General features: G+C 65.4%; 16 protein-coding genes. 1 reads left to right on the forward strand and 15 read right to left on the reverse strand.

Annotation, left to right across the window (positions count from 1 at the left end; genetic code table 11):
• Positions 1-43: 43 nt before the first annotated feature.
• The 3 genes from J2X42_RS08985 to J2X42_RS08995 all read right to left on the reverse strand — a co-directional run bounded on the left by J2X42_RS08985 (position 44) and on the right by J2X42_RS08995 (position 3,214).
• A complete protein-coding gene (locus tag J2X42_RS08985) occupies positions 44-991 on the reverse strand; it encodes an SMP-30/gluconolactonase/LRE family protein (protein ID WP_310164377.1) in 948 nt (315 codons plus the stop codon).
• A gap of 61 nt (positions 992-1,052) precedes the next feature.
• Positions 1,053-2,267: a CaiB/BaiF CoA-transferase family protein gene (locus tag J2X42_RS08990; protein ID WP_310164378.1), complete on the reverse strand. Its 1,215-nt coding sequence runs from the start codon at positions 2,265-2,267 to the stop codon at positions 1,053-1,055.
• Positions 2,264-3,214, reverse strand: a complete 951-nt coding sequence (locus J2X42_RS08995; protein ID WP_310164380.1) for a hydroxymethylglutaryl-CoA lyase — start codon at positions 3,212-3,214, stop codon at positions 2,264-2,266. The genes J2X42_RS08990 and J2X42_RS08995 overlap by 4 nt, the downstream gene beginning before the upstream one ends.
• A gap of 184 nt (positions 3,215-3,398) precedes the next feature.
• Between J2X42_RS08995 and J2X42_RS09000 the strand changes: the two genes are divergently transcribed.
• Positions 3,399-4,118, forward strand: a complete 720-nt coding sequence (locus J2X42_RS09000; protein ID WP_310164382.1) for an IclR family transcriptional regulator — start codon at positions 3,399-3,401, stop codon at positions 4,116-4,118.
• A gap of 728 nt (positions 4,119-4,846) precedes the next feature.
• Here J2X42_RS09000 and J2X42_RS09005 read toward each other — a convergent pair.
• The 12 genes from J2X42_RS09005 to J2X42_RS09060 form a co-directional block, all read right to left on the reverse strand.
• A complete protein-coding gene (locus tag J2X42_RS09005) occupies positions 4,847-6,634 on the reverse strand; it encodes a long-chain fatty acid--CoA ligase (RefSeq protein WP_310164384.1) in 1,788 nt (595 codons plus the stop codon).
• A 196-nt stretch (positions 6,635-6,830) separates the two neighbouring features.
• Positions 6,831-7,856, reverse strand: coding sequence for a phosphotransferase family protein (locus J2X42_RS09010; RefSeq protein ID WP_310164387.1), 1,026 nt, complete (start codon positions 7,854-7,856; stop codon positions 6,831-6,833).
• Positions 7,856-8,308 carry a MaoC family dehydratase gene (locus J2X42_RS09015; protein WP_310164389.1) on the reverse strand — a complete coding sequence of 151 codons (453 nt, stop codon included), beginning with the start codon at positions 8,306-8,308 and terminating at the stop codon, positions 7,856-7,858. Before J2X42_RS09015 ends, J2X42_RS09010 begins: the two co-directional genes overlap by 1 nt.
• Positions 8,305-9,066, reverse strand: coding sequence for an SDR family oxidoreductase (locus J2X42_RS09020; protein WP_310164390.1), 762 nt, complete (start codon positions 9,064-9,066; stop codon positions 8,305-8,307). The genes J2X42_RS09015 and J2X42_RS09020 overlap by 4 nt, the downstream gene beginning before the upstream one ends.
• Positions 9,063-9,734: an HAD family phosphatase gene (locus tag J2X42_RS09025; RefSeq protein ID WP_310164392.1), complete on the reverse strand. Its 672-nt coding sequence runs from the start codon at positions 9,732-9,734 to the stop codon at positions 9,063-9,065. Before J2X42_RS09025 ends, J2X42_RS09020 begins: the two co-directional genes overlap by 4 nt.
• The gene (locus tag J2X42_RS09030; RefSeq protein ID WP_310164393.1) at positions 9,731-10,489 is read right to left on the reverse strand and encodes an SDR family oxidoreductase; all 759 of its coding nucleotides are present in this window, start codon (positions 10,487-10,489) and stop codon (positions 9,731-9,733) included. The genes J2X42_RS09025 and J2X42_RS09030 overlap by 4 nt, the downstream gene beginning before the upstream one ends.
• An 11-nt stretch (positions 10,490-10,500) precedes the next feature.
• Positions 10,501-11,718 carry an acetyl-CoA C-acetyltransferase gene (locus J2X42_RS09035; protein ID WP_310164395.1) on the reverse strand — a complete coding sequence of 406 codons (1,218 nt, stop codon included), beginning with the start codon at positions 11,716-11,718 and terminating at the stop codon, positions 10,501-10,503.
• 73 nt (positions 11,719-11,791) lie between these two features.
• The gene (locus J2X42_RS09040) at positions 11,792-12,802 is read right to left on the reverse strand and encodes an NADP-dependent oxidoreductase (RefSeq protein WP_310164396.1); all 1,011 of its coding nucleotides are present in this window, start codon (positions 12,800-12,802) and stop codon (positions 11,792-11,794) included.
• Entirely contained in the window at positions 12,799-13,227 is a 429-nt protein-coding gene (locus J2X42_RS09045) for a nuclear transport factor 2 family protein (protein ID WP_310164397.1), read from the reverse strand. The genes J2X42_RS09040 and J2X42_RS09045 overlap by 4 nt, the downstream gene beginning before the upstream one ends.
• Positions 13,228-13,354: 127 nt before the next feature.
• Positions 13,355-14,275, reverse strand: a complete 921-nt coding sequence (locus J2X42_RS09050) for an alpha/beta hydrolase (protein ID WP_310164398.1) — start codon at positions 14,273-14,275, stop codon at positions 13,355-13,357.
• A 111-nt stretch (positions 14,276-14,386) separates the two neighbouring features.
• Positions 14,387-14,902, reverse strand: a complete 516-nt coding sequence (locus J2X42_RS09055) for a tautomerase family protein (protein WP_310164399.1) — start codon at positions 14,900-14,902, stop codon at positions 14,387-14,389.
• A gap of 571 nt (positions 14,903-15,473) precedes the next feature.
• Positions 15,474-16,511: a zinc-dependent alcohol dehydrogenase family protein gene (locus J2X42_RS09060; protein ID WP_310164403.1), complete on the reverse strand. Its 1,038-nt coding sequence runs from the start codon at positions 16,509-16,511 to the stop codon at positions 15,474-15,476.
• Positions 16,512-16,727 lie beyond the last annotated feature (216 nt).

Here is a 16,727-nt window from a genome sequence, read left to right on the forward strand (position 1 = left end):
GGATGTGGGTGCCAGTGTCCTGGCGGGTTCGGTGCGGGTCATGTCAGCGCTCCGTCGTGATGGAGTCAGGCCAACCGGCTCGCGGGACCGCGACTCCCGGTAGGTCCAGGTGCGCCCGGAGTACCGTGCCGGTTGAGGATTCGGTGATGTAGAGATCGCTCCGGTGATCGCCACCGAACGCGATGTTGGTGCATGTGGGCCCTGCGGTGGAGCGGATCCGTTCGACGCACTGGCCGTCCGAGGCGAAGATGAAGACCTGGCCGAGGGAGGCGTGGGCGACGAGGATCCGCCCGGCTTCATCGAGCGCCAGTCCGTCGGGTCCGCTGGTTCCGAACATGGTGCAGAACCGGCCGACTTTGCTGACGCCTCCGTCTGCTGTCAGCGGCGCACGCCAGACCGAGTTGTCCCGGGTCATGGCCACGTACAGGACGCGTTCCTTCAGATCCAGGACAAGCCCGTTCGGGCTGGGGAGGTTGCTCATCAGAGTGTCGAGCTGCCCGTTGGGGCGAAGCCTGTAGACCCGCCCGGTGGGGTCATGAAGGCCTGTTTGGCCTTGGTCGGTGAAGTAGATGTCTCCGTTGGAGGCAATCGTGAGGTCGTTCAAGCCCTTGAAGGATTCGGCGTTCCGCCGGGCCAGCAGGCTTCCAATCCGTCCGGATTCCGGATCGACGGTCACCAGCCCCCGGCGGTAATCGGCGACGACAAGGTGACCGTCGGGGTGGACTCGTAGCCCGTTGGGCTCCCCGTCGTAGTCGGCCACGGTGCTCCAGTCTCCGCCCGGGGTGATCCGGAAGATCCGTCCGTGTGCCAGATCGACCAGATACAGGTTGCCGGAGCTGTCAAAGGCCGGTCCCTCGATGAAGGAATCCACGTCGTGGCCGGGCTTGTTGGCGGCGGCCCACTGCGAGTCCGTTCCGGCTTTGCGGAATTTGTCCGGCATGGTGGTGAAGACGCCTGCGTCAATGACGGTGGGCTGCTTGTCTAGGTACATGTTGACCCCTTTGGCAACGATGCTCGGTGATGTCCGCGAACGCGGAGTGGTGGGGCAGGGTTCAGCCGTGGGAGGGGCTGAGGACGGCTGCGCCGTCGGAGGAGATGATGCCGTCTTCGAACATCTGGTCGATCTGTTCCGGTGGGTATCCCAGTGATTCTGCGATGGATCCGCTGTGTTCGCCGGCACGGGGGAGGTCGAGCCTGAGTCCGAGGCGTTCACCGTCGAATTCCATCGGTAGAGCCGGAAGGGGCAGTCGCTGACCGTTGGCCAGGGTTACGGGAGTCATGGCACCCGGAACAGCAAGCTGCGGATCATCGAAGAGCTGCTCAGGACGGTTGATGGGTGCGAACGGAAGAACTGCGTCCTCGCAGCGTACTGCCGCCTCGTCCCGCGTCATCGTGGCGATTTTCGCCCGGATGGCCGGGATCAGGTTGTCCCGGCCAGCGACCCGCCCGGCGTTGCTGCGGTACTCCTCGGAGGCTCCGAGGTCGGCCAGATCAAAGGCTTTGCAGAAGGCCGTCCACTGGGTGTCGCTGACCACGCCGATGAAGATCTTTTCGTCATCGGCCGTGTCGAAGACTTCGTAGACGGCCCAGGCGGAGAGCCGGACGGGCATCGGCCGGGCTGCGTTGCCAGTGACCCCGTATTGGGCCATGTGCTGCCCGACGAGGAAGACGTTGTTCTCGAACAGGGAGCTGCGGACCAGTTGGCCTTTCCCGGTCTGGCCCCGTTCGTACAGGGCGGCGACGACGGCAAGGGCGCCGAAGACGCCTCCCATGATGTCGTTGACCGAGGTTCCGGCGCGCAGCGGCTGGCCGGGAGGTCCTGTCATGTACGCGAGCCCGCCCATCATCTGCACAACTTCGTCCATGGCCGCCCGGTCCTCGTAGGGACCCTTGAGGAAGCCCTTCATCGAAAGGTAGACCAGGCCCGGGTTGTCTTGGTGGAGTTCCTCGAATCCCAGCCCCAGCTTCTCCATCACACCCCCTCGGAAGTTTTCCGTGACCACGTCTGCGCCGGCAATGAGCTTGCGAACCATGCCCAGGCCTTCGGCCGATTTAAGGTCAACGGCCAGGCTTTTCTTGTTCCTGTTGAACATGGGGAAATAGCCGGCCCCTGAGCCGGGAAGCCGGCGCGTCTTGTCGCCGTCGCCGACCGGTTCAATTTTGATGACGTCGGCGCCCAGGTCGGCCATGACCAGGCCCGCCGCCGGACCCATCACCATATGGGAGAACTCGATGACCTTCACGCCTTCGAGCGGCAGCCGGTTCATGCTGGCACCCCCGCGGTGGCGTAGGTGAAGCCCTTTTGCAGGCCAGCGTCGGGAACGCTTCCGTACAGCGCCTCACCAGGCAGACCCTTGAGGATGAGTGGCCGGGCCTTCATTAGGCGCTCAATGTCCACCCCGGTTCGGAGCCCCATGGATTCGAGCATGTACACGAGGTCTTCAGTGACGATGTTGCCGCTCGCGCCGGGTGCATACGGGCATCCGCCCAGGCCGCCCTGGGATGAGTCGAAGACCGTGACGCCGGCTTCGAGTGCGGCGACGACGTTAGCGAGGCCCTGTCCCCGGGTGTTGTGCAGGTGCGCACCTCCGCTCTTGGTCCCGAGCTCGGCATGCAGCCGGGTGAACATCCGCTTCACCTGTTCAGGGTTGGCGTAGCCGGTCGTGTCCGAGAGTCCCACGGTGTCGGCGCCGGCTTCGGCGCAACGAACCGCCATTTCCAAGACCCAATCTTCGGAGACCGGGCCTTCCATGGTGCAGCCGAAGGCGGTCGACAGACCCACTTCAACACTGACCCGGCGACCTTCGATGGTGTCGCGGTAAGCGCAAACACGGGCAACCTCCTCGATCGCCTCTTCAGGCGTCTTGCCGATATTGGCCATGCTGTGGAGTCTGGAAGCGGAAACAGGCATCGTCAGCGCGTGAGTGCCGGCTCCGATCGCGGCTTCCGCCCCGCGAAGATTGGGCACGAGCGCCAGAACATTCAGCCCATCCAGAGTGAGCGCGTGGGCTACGACCTGCGCCGCGTCCGCCATCTGCGGCAGCCTTTTCGGAGAGACAAAGGAACCCACTTCAATTTCACGCAGGCCCGAAGCGGCCAGAGCCGCTATCCAGGCATTCTTTGCAGTCGTGGGCATGATGCGGTCAACGCTCTGCAACCCGTCACGGGGCCCCACCTCACTAACGAGAACGTCGATCTCTGAACTGCTGCTCATGATGCCTCCCGGCGTCGTAACCTCTAATTTACAGCTACCTTTCTGCTGTGCAGAATGATAGTGCGTCTGATAGAAAGTGTAAGAGGCGTCACAGCGCCACGTCAAGTGTCGGAGTCTCTTCAGACCCCTCACCTACAATCGAAGGATCGGTCCGCGCACTGGCGGAACGGGCAAAGGAGACTAAATGGCCGAGCAACGAGTGGAAGCCGTCGAAAGGGCGTTGGCCCTGTTGGACTGCTTCAGCGACGGTTCTGAAAGCCTGTCTCTCGCACAGCTGGCAGAGCGAACTGACATGTACCGGAGCACCATCCTGAGGCTTGCTGGGTCGCTTCAGCGCAACGGCTACCTGACTCGCAGCGCGGAGGGCCAGTTCCGCCTCGGGGCCACGCTCTGGCGGCTGGGTTCCCTCTACGAGCGCAGCTTTAAACTCGCGGACTACGTCCGCCCGGTACTGGCCGACGTCGCCGAGCAGGTCGATGAAACCGCGGCCTACTACATCCGCGAGGGCGAACACCGGATCTGCCTCTACCGCCACGAATCCCGCCAGTCCCTGCGCCACCACCAGGATGAAGGCGCGGAACTTCCCCTGGACCGCGGCGCAGGAGGTCACATCCTCACCGCCTACACCACCGGCACCGGAGAGTTCTACGACAACGTCCGCCAGGCAGGGTTCTACATCTCCATGGGGGAACGCAACCCCCAGGCAGCTGCCATCGCGGTTCCGGTCTTCGGCGTACACCATAGGTTCATGGGCGCCCTCGGAGTCATCGCAGCTCTCAGCCGGACAGATCAATCACGCGCCGAGGAGATCAGGGACATCCTGCTCGTCCGGGCAGCTGCATTATCGGCAACTCTCGGCGGAACCACAGATAACGCCGCCACCACCGCGCCGGCAGCCCTTTAGAAGGAACACCCGCGGACCTGCGACTGCGACGGTCGTTCCGCACGGACACACTCCGGCCTCTTGTGTGGGCATCAGCGGCGACTTCGATGCAATTCCGCACAGTCTCGATGACATCCGGAGCTCGCCCTACACTGTCGGCGCACTGATCGACGATCCTCGCGAACTGGTCTGACGAGCGACCACCAGATACGCGCGCGTGGACCACCGGAGTGGGGCGTGGCCGCTGTCGGAACGCACTCCTGTGCTAGTTTCGGCCGCGCCCCACGCCACGCGCGGCGGGACGCGTCGTCGCAACGATCGTCCTGTCAACCGGGAGATAGTGCTCGCTATGATGGTGCCATGACCCACTGACGTGCCGTCACTGGAGCCCCTCCTACAGGCCGCGGACGGCTTCTTCTTCCATGAGGGCATCCGCGCCTTGGGCATCAATCGCATCATGGAGACGTCCCACACGCCGATCATGTCGCTGTTTAGCAACGTGGGCTCGAAGGACGGGTTGGGGGCTGCCTACCAGGAGCGTCGTGGCGGACGCAACTCGCTGAGCTGGCGGCCGCGGCCGGCGGTCCCGATCCGTCGGGACTGCCCGCCCAGCTGATCTCGCTGCTCGACGGCGCACCGGCGGCCGCGGTCCTGTATCGCGACTCCTCGGGTGCCGCCCGAACGCCGGCCGAGACCCTGATCGATGCGGCGCTCGCCTCGGGACCGGCCAGCCACGCTCAGGCGGACGCTCACCTCGGCGCGTAGAGCTCGTCGATCTGCTCGGCGTACTTCGAGATGATACTCCTGCGCTTGATCTTCATCGTGGGAGTCAGTTCCTCGCTGCCGGGCAGCCACTCCTGGGCGACGATCTTGAACTTCTTGATCTGCTCGACACGTGACAACTGCGTGTTCGCACGCTCCACACCGGCCGCGACCTCGGCGATCGTGTCGGGATCATCTATCGATCGCCCCGCCGCTCCATCAGGGTCGAGCGTGAACAGCGCAACGTTGTAAGGTCTGCCGTCTCCGACGCACACCGCCTGGCCGATCAAAGGGCTGGAGGACTTCAGCCAGGTCTCGATGTTGGCGGGCGACATGTTCTTGCCCGCCGAGTTGATGATGATCTCTTTCTTGCGGTCGACAAGCCGTACGTAGCCGTCGGCGTCGATCGCGCCGATGTCGCCCGTGTGCAGCCAGCCGTCTGCGTCGAGAGCCTCAGCGGTCTGCTCGGGCTTGTTGCGGTAGCCCTGCATGACCGTCCCTCCACGAATGAGGAGCTCGCCGTCCTCAGCGACCTTGACCTCAACGCCGGGGATCGGGACCCCGACCGTGCCGACGCGGATGCCCTCCGGCGGGTTGACAGTCGCAAGGCACGAGGACTCGCTCATCGCCCAGATCTCGCAGATTGGGATGTTGGCGGCGGCGAAGAACTGGAACACATCGGGCGGCGTCGGTGCCGATCCGGTGAGGAACCACGCGGCCTGGTCGAGGCCGAGCTCCTCGCGGATCTTCGAGCCGATGATCTTCGAGGCGATCTTCGCCTTCAGCGCGAGAGCGGGGCGGGCAGTCTTGCCCGCCTGGACCACCCGAGCGTTCTCGATCCCGGTGCCGATGGCCCATCGCATGAGCGTGCCACTGATGCCGGGATCCGTCTCGATCTGGACCTCCAAGGCGGCCTTCGCCTTCTCCCATATGCGCGGGACGAGCAGGAACATCGTCGGGCGCACCTGCTTCACGACGTCCATGAGTGCCCGGGGGTCCGCGCAGCACGTGACAGTGAATCCCCAGGCGGCCAGCGGCGAGTAGTGCCCGCTCCATCGGTCACCGATGTGCGCGGCGGGCAGGAACGACACTGTGCGACCGCCCGGCGTTACCGGCAACGCCCGCTGCAAGCCGCGGATCTCGCTCATCATGTTGCCGTGCGAGAGCTCTACCCCCTTGGGCGAGCCCGTCGTGCCGGATGTGTAGATCAACGTGAGGAGGTCATCGGGGGTGATCGTCGACCACGCCGCCTCCAAGTCGAAGTCAGGATCGCCGAGCTTCTCCAGCTGGTCGAGGCCGAGGGTGCCGTTCGGCTCGCCGTCGACCACGATGATGCGATCGATCGGGATGCCGTCGTCGCGCACCGCCTCGATACGCTCGACAAAGTCCGTCTCGGTGATGACAATCTTGTTCCCGGCGTCCGCGAACATGTATGCGATCTGGGCCGGTGCCGACGTGTTGTATACCGAGAAGGCGACAGCGCCCAAGTGCATCACGGCGAGGTCGACGATGTGGAACTCAGGCCGGTTTGTCAGCATGATGCCTACGGTGTCACCACGTCGGACACCCAGGGCCGCGAGACCGGCCGCGATTCGGCGCACCCGCTCGGCGAGGGTGCCGTAGGTCACCGAGACGCTGCCGTCGGGGGTGCGCAGTGCAACCTGCCCCGCCCGGGCGGCCGCGGTGATCTGAAATGCCTCACACACCGTCTGCGCTTGCAGCGCGCGTTCGAATGCTTCGCCAGTGGCAGCATTGGCGGTGCTGGTTGCCTGCATGTGTGCCTACCCTTCCATCTTTCAATCGTCGGCACAGAGCGCATCTGTGCCGTCATTACGAGAACTCATGTATAAATCCGTCACAATATCGTCCGGGCGAGCCCGGCCACGAACCGGGTAGCAGAAATACCAGCAGCTGCTCCACTGTGGGGGGCCGTGCTGGCTGAGAAGGCTTCTACCTGCTGCCCGATGTCCATCAATTCATCTCCTTCATCGCATCAAGACCGGCGTCCAGCAACGGCTGGATCAGGTCACCGACGTCGTCGTAGCCTGACCCGACGGTCTGGCCGTGGAGGTGCCGGTAGTGGATGCCCTCGATGATCGCGACAAGCTTGAAGGTCGCGAGGCCCATATAGAACCCGAAGCCCGAGAGGTCACGCTCGCTGCCACGGGAGTAACGCTCGACTACCTCACCCGCGTCGAGGAAGCCAAGCGCGGTGGACACGTCACTGACGTCGTCAATGCCCGAGGCGCCGAGGCCGGCGTACACCAGCATCAGCGCAAGGTCGGTGAGCGGGTCGCCCAACGTGGCCATCTCCCAGTCGAGGACCGCCGTCACCTCGTCGGAGTCATCGACGAGCAGGTTGTCCAGACGGTAGTCGCCATGCACGATCCCGACGGCCGACTCGAACGGCACGGAGTCCGCCAATCGTCGGTACAGCTCGTCAGCCATCGGCAGGTCCCGCGTGTACGACGCGTCGAGCTGCTTCTTCCACAAGACAACCTGACGACCGAGGAAGCCGTCCGGACGACCAAAGTCGGCGAGTCCGACAGAAGCCGGGTCGACGGCGTGCAACGTCGCCAGCGTGTCGACCAGATGCTCGGAGATCGCCCGAGTTCGTTCAGGCCCGAGCGGTTCGACCTCTGCGGCATGGCGGTAGGGCGTGCCGGCACAGCGCTCCATGACGTAAAAGTCGGCACCGAGCACGGAAGCGTCCGTGCACATCGCAAACGTCTTGGGGACTGGCACCTCGGTGCCCTGGAGGGCCGACATGACGCGAAACTCGCGGGCCATGTCGTGAGCGCTGGTCAGCACGTGCCCGAGCGGCGGTCGGCGGACGATCCACTCATGCACCCCGTCGGTCATGGCGTAGGTCAGGTTGGACCGTCCCCCGGCGATGAGCGAACCCCGAAGTCGTGGACCGGCGCCGGGGATCTCGGCCGCGAACCATGCGCCGAGCGCTTCGAGGTCGATGCCGGGAAGACTCTTCATCTCGGTCATCACGCCACCACGACCGAGAGCACGTCCGCCACGCACGCTGGCTTGTCGCCGCCCTCGCGCTCCAACGTCACGCGGGTGGAGACCTTGAAGCCCGCCGAGCTGGCTTCGACAGCCGTCAGCTCAACGCCAGCGCGCACACGGGAGTCCACCGGCACGGGAGACGTGAAGCGGAGCTTGTCCGAGCCGTAGTTGACGGTCATCGAGACCCCGTCGACCGTGTAGACCTGCCAGCAGAGCATCGACGTCAGGCTCAGAACAAGGAATCCGTGGGCAATCGTGCCACCGAAGGGGCCCTCGGCCGCCTGCACGGGGTCGACGTGGATCCACTGATGGTCGCCCGTGGCGGTAGCGAACGCGTCGATCTGCGCCTGATCGATCGTGTGCCAGTCAGAGTAGCCGAGGTGCGTGCCCACCGCGGTCTCGAGATCGGCGATGCCGTCGAAGACCCTCATGCCTTCGGCCCACCCGCGACGTATAGCACCTGACCGGACACGAAGCCTGCGTCCTCGCCTGTGAAGAACGACACGGCATGAGCGATGTCGGCGGGTCGTCCCCCACGACCGACCGGGATATCCTTGACCACGAACGCCGCGAACTCGTCGAACGTCATGCCCATGCGCTCCGCGGTGGCCACCGTCATCTCGGTCTCGATGAATCCCGGGGCGATGGCGTTGGCGGTCACGCCGTACTTGCCAAGCTCGATCGCGAGCGTCTTGGTGAAGCCCTGGATCCCGGCCTTGGCGGCGGCGTAGTTGGCCTGGCCGCGGTTGCCGAGCGCAGATGTGCTGGACAGGTTCACGATGCGGCCCCATCCCGCCTCGGTCATGTATTGCTGCACTGCGCGGGTCATCAGGAAGGCACCCCGCAGGTGGACGCCGATCACGGCGTCCCAGTCCGCGGTGGACATCTTGAACAGCAGGTTGTCGCGGATGATGCCTGCGTTGTTGACTAGCACGGTCGGCTCGCCTAGCCCGGCGACGACCTTGTCGACGGCGGCCTTGACCGCCTCCTCGTCGGCGACGTCGGCGCCGACCGCGATCGCTCGGCCGCCGGCGGCCTCGATCTCGGCCACGGCGGCCTGGCACGCAGCTTCGTCCAGGTCGAGGACGGCGACGGCAAGGCCGTCTGCGGCAAGGCGCTTGGCGACTCCTGCGCCGATGCCGCGTGCGGCTCCGGTCACGATGGCGGTGCGGGTCGTGGTGGTGGTCATGCGGTGACTCCTTGGGGATAGGGATTGGGGTCGCGCACCAGCTCGGCGAGAGCGGCGCGGGTCGACAGATGGTCCACGTGAAGCAGGGCCCGCAGGCCCGAGGCCCGAGCACCAAGGACGTTGGGCTCGGCGTCGTCGATGAACAGGACGCGATCGGCGGGAAGACCAAGTCGTTCGAGGGCCAGCTCGTAGATCGCGGGGTCAGGCTTGCGCAGGCCCACCTCGCCAGAGATCACAACCGGGTCCATCAGCGCGTCGATCCGCGCGCGGGGATAGGTGTTGCCCCAGCTGTTGGACAGCAGACCGACCGCGAGCCCTGCCTCTCGCAGCTCCTCGGCGAGCGTGAACATCACGGGATCGGGCCGCATCGTGGCGAACAGCCGGCCCAGCATGCCCTCGGGCACGACGGCGGCGCCGTCAACGCTCCGCAGCTCGGCGGCCAGCAACATCTCGAATTCAGCGATGCTCAACTCACCGGTCTCCAACCGGTGGACCGGCGTTCCGGTCTCTGCGTCGCGCGACATCCATGCGCGCAGTACCTGGGAGAACGTCTCCGGCACGATCGAGTCCGCAGCCAGCCAGCTGTCGATCGACAGCTTCACGGACGTGGTGAGCACGCCACCGTAGTCGAAGAGAATCGCATCAATGTGCCGCACCGACTGACTCACTCCCCCGCTGTGGTGAGGCTGAGCCCGCCGTCGACGACGACAGTCTGGCCCGTGAGCCACCCGGCATCGTCGGAGAGCAGGTGGGCGACGATGCCGCCGATGTCCTCCGGCACACCCAGGCGGTTCATCGGGTACCCCTCGGTGACCTCGTCCTCCCGACCCTCGAACAGCTTGGAGGCGAAGCGGGTCTTCACGACGCCCGGCGCGACACCGTTGACCCGGATGTCCGGACCCAGTTCGACGGCCATGAGCTCGGTGAGCGAGTTGAGCATCGCCTTGCTCGCGCCGTAGAAGCCGATGCCCGGCGCCGTGCGGATGGCCGACAGGGACGACACGTTAACGATCGCGCCGCCGTGCTCCTTCATCCAGGCCCGGTAGACCTGCTGGACCCACGCGACCGCGGCGATGCAATTGACCTCAACGATCTTGCGGGCGGCGGCCAGATCGAGGTCCACGATCGGCCCGTATACCGGGTTGATCCCGGTGTTGTTGACCAGGAAGTCGATGCTCCCGAATGTCTCGATGGTCTGCCGCACGACGTCGGCCTGGTGGTCGGGGTCGTCGGCTCGGCCGGCGACGCCCAGCGCACTCCCGGGCCCACCGAGCCCGAGGACCGCCTCATCCAAAGCCTCCTTCTTCCGCGCGGTGATGACCACACGCGCGCCCTCAGCGACCAGCCGTTCGGCGATGGCCAGGCCGATGCCCCGGCTCGCTCCGGTGACGATGGCTGTCTTTCCGTCAAAACGCTTGCTCATGTCCGTGCCTTTCAGTTCAGTCGCTCGATGACCATCGCCATGCCCATGCCGCCGGCCATGCACATCGACTCGACGCCGTACTGCTTGTCGTGCCATTGCAGCGAGTTGATGAGGGTGGAGGTCATGCGGGCACCCGTCATGCCGTACGGGTGGCCGACCGCGATGGCGCCGCCGTTGACGTTCAGCTTCTCCAGCGGGATGCCGAGCTGCTGGGCGGATCCGAGTGCCTGGACCGCGAATGCCTCGTTGATCTCGAACTGGTCGATGTCGGCCAGGGACATGCCGGCGTTGCGCAGCGCGGCCGGGATCGCCTCGACCGGGCCGAGGCCCATGATTTCCGGCGACAGGCCGGTCACCGCCGTGGAGACGATCCGCGCCAGGGGCGTGAGTCCCAGCTCCTTGGCCCTCGTGTCACTCATGACGATCACTGCCGCAGCGCCGTCGTTAAGAGGACACGCGTTGCCGGCCGTCACGGTGCCGTCGGGGCGGAACACCGGCTTGAGGCCACTAACCCCCTCGATCGTCGTCCCCGGCCGCGGACCGTCGTCGGCCGAGACCACGGTTCCGTCGGGCAACGTCGCCGGCGTGATCTCGCGCGCCCAGAAACCCTGCTCGATGCGCTCACAGGCCAGGTTCTGGCTGCGCACGGCGAACTCGTCCTGCTCCTGGCGCGACATGCCCAGGACCTGCGCGACGTTCTCGGCTGTCTGGCCCATCGCAATGTAGAGGTCCGGCAGGTTCCCGGCGGTGCGCGGATCGACCCACGTCTCGGCGCCATCGCCCGACCGCCGCCCGGTCAGCGCCTGCGCGCCGGCGAAGACCGGGTTCCGTGCCTCCGGCGCGTCGGCATAGCCGTGCGCATACCGGCTGACCGTCTCGACCCCGGTCGAGATGAACGCGTGCCCCTCGCCTGCCTTAATCGCGTGGAAGGCCATGCGGGTGGTCTGCAGGCTGCTGGAGCAGTAGCGGTTGACGGTGACTCCGGGCACGTGGTCCAGCCCGCTCAGCACCGCGACCGCACGGGCCAGGTTGTTGCCTGACTCCCCCGCCGGCTGGCCCACACCGAGCATGAGATCGACCACCTCGGCCACATCCAGCTCAGGCACCTTCGCCAAGGCTGCGAGAACCATCTGGACCGCGAGGTCGTCGGGACGGATGTCCTTCAGAGAGCCCTTGCCGGCCCGTCCGATCGGGGAACGGGCGGTGGAGACGATGACTGCTTCAGGCATGGAAAGCCTTCCTAATTAATGGGAAACGTACTGGATTTCCGCTGTCGTTCCGGACGCGGTGGTGGTGATGTCCTCAGACCGGGTCGGCTACGTGGATCATTCGCTTGCCGACGTTCGTCCCGTTGAGAACGCCTATCAGGCCCTCTGGGGCCTTCTCGAGCCCCTCGAGGATGTCCTCGGTCACCGTCAGAGAGCCGTCGTCGAGCCACCCTTGCAGTGCGTGGTAGGCCTCGTCGTTGCGATCGGCGAAGTCGGTATAGAGGAACCCGCTCATCGTGAGGCTCTTGCCGATCAGAATTCCCGGCACACCGCGCGCACCGCGCGCCGGGTTTGTCGTGTCGTACTGCGACACGACCCCACAGCAGACCACCCGGCCACCGTTGGCCATGACGCTGAGAGCGTTGTCCAACGTCGTGCCGCCGACGTTGTCGAAGAAAACGTCAATGCCATCGGGGCAGGCCTCTTTCAACGACTTGCGGAAGTCGTCGTCTCGATAGTTCACTGCCGCGTCGAACCCAAGCTCGGAGGTGAGCCACTCCTGCTTCTCCTTGCTGCCGCAGATGCCGATCACCCGGCAGCCGTGCAGCTTGGCGATCTGCCCCACGAGCGTGCCCGTGGCGCCGGCAGCCCCAGACACGACAACGGTGTCCCCCGGCTTGGCCTCACCGACGGCGAGGAGGCCGAAGTACGCCGTCAGGCCGGTGATGCCCAGGACGCTCAGGTAGTACGACAGCTTCCGCGTGGGGACGAAGGGGTGTAGGTCGTCCGCATCGACGACGGCATAGTCCTGCCACCCAAGGTGGCCGGTGACGAAGTCGCCGACCGCGAAGTCCTTGCTGCGGCTCTCGACCACCTGACCGATGGCGAACGCGGGCATCGTGTCGCCGACCTGGAGGGTGCTGCGATATGCGACGCCCTGGAACCAGGCACGCTGGGCGGCGTCGATGGAGATCCACAGCACGCGGCACCGGATGTGTCCGTCGGGCACCTCCGACAGATCCACGCTCTCCAACTCGAAATGCGAGGTCTCGAGGTGCTCACTGGGCATCGCTGCGACGCGCCACCTCTGGTTCGACACAATCACGAGATGACCACTCCGGGAATCGCCGGCAGGAACTTCCGCAATCCTTCGTACTCCATGACCTTGAGTGTGTCGAGGTACTCGACGACCTCGACGATCTTGCCCTCGCGGCCCCGCACGAGGAGCACGTAGTCGTTCTCATAGCCCTCGCCGGTCGCCCGCACGGTCAAACGCGCCCGGATGCGGGCAACGCTCCTGCCGCCCTCGGCTTCGAACTCCTCGTGGATGTCTACGTCTGTGCCAGCCGCCCGGTCGTACGCCCCGAAGGACATCTTGTTCAACGCGACCACAGCCTCCTTGCCCTCGTGGGTGCCGCCGATGCGACCGAGTGTCACGGGCAGCGTCCAAGTGATGTCGTCGGCGTACAGCTCCTGCATCGCGGCAACATTGCCCAACGCGTGCGCCAGGTCTCCTGCAAGTGTGCTCATGTGCGGGTGTTCTCCTTGTATACGTAGTTTCTGGATGACAGCCGACCCAGCACTCCTCGCACCGTGTGTGCGTGAGTCACTGGGCCAGCCCTTGGGTGTCGTCAGGTCCGCCCTGGCGGATCGTGTCTCAGACCAGTGCCGAGTCCGGGACCTTATGGGACAGGTGCTCGAAAAAGAACTCACGCGCGGCACTCGACGAGATCTCGAACGCTTCACCGGTGTACGCGTCGAAGTGACCGCCCGGGATCCACACGAGACGCTTGGGCTCCGCCGCGGTGTCGTACGCCTCCTCGGACCACTCGCCCGGGGTCACGACGTTATCGTCCTTGGCGATCACCATCAGCAGCGGCGTGGGAGCGACGAACTTGAGGAACTCGCCCGCCTCGTAGCCCAGCTCCGTCGAGCGCAGCGTCACCTCATTGCGCCACGCAGTCCCCTCGTAGGCCGAGAAGAACGCGTAGGCATCGGGCGTCGGCAGGACTGCCAGCTGCGTGGGGTCCGCGGTGACCACGGGGATCATCGCGGGCGCCTCACCACGCGCTCGCGCGAGGCGATCGGCTGCCTGCCCGTCCCACGCCGCCTGCCAGAACTCCTTGGGAACGTTCGCTTCGAAGGTGCGCCGTCCCGCGACAGCCGGCACCTGGCCGCACACGGCTTTCACACGCCGGTCGATCGCCGCGACCACGAACGCGTTGCCGCCCGAGTAGCTGGAACCCCACACCCCGATCCGCGAGGCGTCAACATCGGGCCGCCCCTGCGCGTAGGTGATCGCGTGCTGGTAGTCGTGGATCTGGTCCCACGGGTCGATCTCCAGCCGCGGCTTGCCTGGAGCAGCATCTGAGGCGCCGAGCCCCCGGTTGTCGTAGACCACGCAGGAAAGGCCGGCGGCGCTGAACGCCTCGGCGAAGGGCTCCAGACCCATCTCCTTGGTGCACGAGAAGCCGTGCGACATGACGATGCACGGCGCCTGGCCGGACACACCCTCTGCCTTGTAGAACCAGCCGCGCAGGGTAGTGCCCTCAGCGTCGAACTCGATGTCTTCGCGCATCGGAGTCTCCTTGTCAGTAAACGTTACGAATGGTGGGTAGGTGGAACGGGGTGCGTGCCGCGCCGCTGCACGCACCCCGCCTCAAGGTTTAGGTTGATGCGAGGGTGCCTTTCATGCAGGCGACATTCGCATGTCCTCGCTCGGGTTCCCGGCGACGTACGGCGAGCTCCGGTTTTCCTTGTACCAGCGCTGCTCTGCCTCTGAGTGAGGCACCGGCGGAACCATACCGTCGATTTGCCAGGTTTCGAACGGCGCGGCTTCGACGTGGAACTCCACCTCGTAGCCGCGGTCAGCCGTGTACGGCTTGAGAAAATCGTTGACGTTCTCGAAGTACCGCCGGAGGATCTCCTCGACAGTGATGCCCGCAAGGGCGGCGGCCCCCTCGTTCGTACGGGCAATGTGGACGACCTCGATCTGGATGAAGTTGCTGCGCGACTCACCGCCGACGTAGAAGTCGTCCGCCTTGATCTCGTGGAAGACCACCGAGGTGTAGAACCGCGGCAGCACGAAGCCGAGATTCTCCCGCGACCAGTCAGATGAGTAGATGTTGGTGATCTTGTCGGCCAGATCAGCCTTTTCTTCAGGGGTGTAGGCATTCTCCGGGGTGAACAGCTGCCACAACGGCATGATGTGCTCCTTCTTCTGGATGATGGGTGAGTGCGAAATGGCACACCGCCAGGACTTGCCCGAAACGCTCGGCTTCTTTGCCCGAAACGCTCGGCTCCTTGTGTGCGGCACGCGGTTCGTGCGGACCCTCAGTAATGGACTTGCCAGCAGCACGAGAAAGTGTGCTCCCGGTCACATCCACCATACGAGTAAGTGACGCCAGCTATATAGGTGGAACGTGCCGAACACCGGTACAGAACCGACACGCGTGGCCACCGCCGGACTCACCCGATTTCGTAGGCCGTGCACGGGAACCGGAACCCGGTCCCGCCACCATGTCGTCATAGAAGTCGGGCATGGTGGACGCCCGCCCACGGAAGCCGGGCTTCCGCTTCTCGAAGAAGGCCGCCACGCCTTCCTTGCTCTCGCCAGTCCTGGTCCAGAACATGGCGAGGAAGTCGATCCGATGAGAACCCTCGGGTGCGCCAGGCTGCTGTTGCGGCGCATCATCTGGCGCGTGCGGGCAACGGTACGGTGATGGCCTGGCCCTCGTCGGCGCTTGGTGTCGACCGGATGTCTGCTGTCATGCCGGTCAGGGGGTAATGAGAACCTTCAGGCTCTCGCGCGCGTCCATCGACTTGTAGCCCTCGGGTACCTTGTCGAGCCCGATGGTGAGATCAAAGACCTTTCCGGGCTCGACGGTGCCGTCGAGGATGCCGGGCAGGAGCTCGGCCATGTAGGCACGGCTCGGCGCCGGCCCACCGTTGAGGGTGATGTTGCCGCCGAACAGGCTGCCGAAGCCAATCGGGGCCTTGTTGTACTGGGGGACGCCCACACGACTGATCGTGCCACCGGGGCGCACCACTCCGTACGCTTGCTCGTAGGCCGGCATATGGCCTACCGCTTCCAGGACAACCTCACTGCCGTACCCGCCGGTCAGCTCGCGGACCTTCGCGACGCCCTCCTCGCCGCGCTCGGCGACGACGTCGGTGGCGCCGAACTCGCGGCCAAGGTCAGTGCGTGCGCTATGCCGGCCCATCAGCACGATCTGCTCGGCGCCGAGCTGTCTCGCTGACAGTACGGCGAGCAGCCCAACCGCGCCGTCGCCGATCACCGTGACGGTGCTGCCCGGCTTCACCCCGCCCATTTTCGCCGCGTGATACCCGGTGCCGTAAACGTCCGACAACGTCAGCAGCGACGGCATCAAAGCCGGGTCGGGCGCGACAGGCAGCTTGAACAAGGTTCCATCCGCGAGCGGGACCCGGATCGCCTCGGCCTGACCGCCCTCCTGGGCAAGCGAGTCCCAGAAGGTACCGTTCTCACAGGCCGTCTGCAGCCCCGCGCGGCAGAACTGACACGTGCCGCAGGAGAATGCGAACGGCGCGACGACCAGATCGCCCTTGCTCAGCGTCGAAACTTCCGACCCGGTGTCCTCGACGATGCCGATGAACTCGTGGCCCATATGTGCGGGACCCTGCTCGGCACGCATCGAGTGGTAAGTGTGCAGGTCGCTGCCGCAGATGCAGCTGGCAGTGATGCGGACGAGGGCATCGGTAGGAGCCTCAACCTTGGAGTCGCGGACGTCCTCGACGCGGACGTCGCCTGCTCCGTATATCAGGGTGGCGCGCATGGTGATTCCTTTCTGGGCGGCGGTTCGCCGCTGGTGTCGCGCGGTGGCGCGAACGGTTTTTGGGGGCGGGCTGGGCTCGGGTCGTAGGGGTGCTCTCGGCGCCGCCTGACTTGCACAGGTACGGCGTGAATTTCGGGGTCAGCTCGGCGTTTGTGCCGGGACAGACACACGCGGGTCGCAGAGCTGCATCGGCCAGTCCACCTTGCTCATGAGGGT

Origin of the sequence: Arthrobacter sp. BE255, assembly GCF_031457335.1 — a bacterium.
In the GTDB taxonomy this organism is placed as follows: Bacteria; Actinomycetota; Actinomycetes; order Actinomycetales; family Micrococcaceae; genus Arthrobacter.

What these genes read in the sequence shown, in the direction of transcription:
- J2X42_RS09060 (WP_310164403.1), bottom strand. Translation starts at nt 16,511, where the DNA reads ATGCGCGCCACCCTGATATACGGAGCAGGCGACGTCCGCGTCGAGGAC.
- J2X42_RS09005 (WP_310164384.1), bottom strand. Translation starts at nt 6,634, where the DNA reads ATGCAGGCAACCAGCACCGCCAATGCTGCCACTGGCGAAGCATTCGAA.
- J2X42_RS09045 (WP_310164397.1), bottom strand. Translation starts at nt 13,227, where the DNA reads ATGAGCACACTTGCAGGAGACCTGGCGCACGCGTTGGGCAATGTTGCC.
- J2X42_RS09020 (WP_310164390.1), bottom strand. Translation starts at nt 9,066, where the DNA reads ATGACCACCACCACGACCCGCACCGCCATCGTGACCGGAGCCGCACGC.
- J2X42_RS09030 (WP_310164393.1), bottom strand. Translation starts at nt 10,489, where the DNA reads ATGAGCAAGCGTTTTGACGGAAAGACAGCCATCGTCACCGGAGCGAGC.
- J2X42_RS09055 (WP_310164399.1), bottom strand. Translation starts at nt 14,902, where the DNA reads ATGCCGTTGTGGCAGCTGTTCACCCCGGAGAATGCCTACACCCCTGAA.
- J2X42_RS08995 (WP_310164380.1), bottom strand. Translation starts at nt 3,214, where the DNA reads ATGAGCAGCAGTTCAGAGATCGACGTTCTCGTTAGTGAGGTGGGGCCC.
- J2X42_RS09000 (WP_310164382.1), top strand. Translation starts at nt 3,399, where the DNA reads ATGGCCGAGCAACGAGTGGAAGCCGTCGAAAGGGCGTTGGCCCTGTTG.
- J2X42_RS09010 (WP_310164387.1), bottom strand. Translation starts at nt 7,856, where the DNA reads ATGACCGAGATGAAGAGTCTTCCCGGCATCGACCTCGAAGCGCTCGGC.
- J2X42_RS09050 (WP_310164398.1), bottom strand. Translation starts at nt 14,275, where the DNA reads ATGCGCGAAGACATCGAGTTCGACGCTGAGGGCACTACCCTGCGCGGC.
- J2X42_RS09015 (WP_310164389.1), bottom strand. Translation starts at nt 8,308, where the DNA reads ATGAGGGTCTTCGACGGCATCGCCGATCTCGAGACCGCGGTGGGCACG.
- J2X42_RS09035 (WP_310164395.1), bottom strand. Translation starts at nt 11,718, where the DNA reads ATGCCTGAAGCAGTCATCGTCTCCACCGCCCGTTCCCCGATCGGACGG.
- J2X42_RS08990 (WP_310164378.1), bottom strand. Translation starts at nt 2,267, where the DNA reads ATGAACCGGCTGCCGCTCGAAGGCGTGAAGGTCATCGAGTTCTCCCAT.
- J2X42_RS08985 (WP_310164377.1), bottom strand. Translation starts at nt 991, where the DNA reads ATGTACCTAGACAAGCAGCCCACCGTCATTGACGCAGGCGTCTTCACC.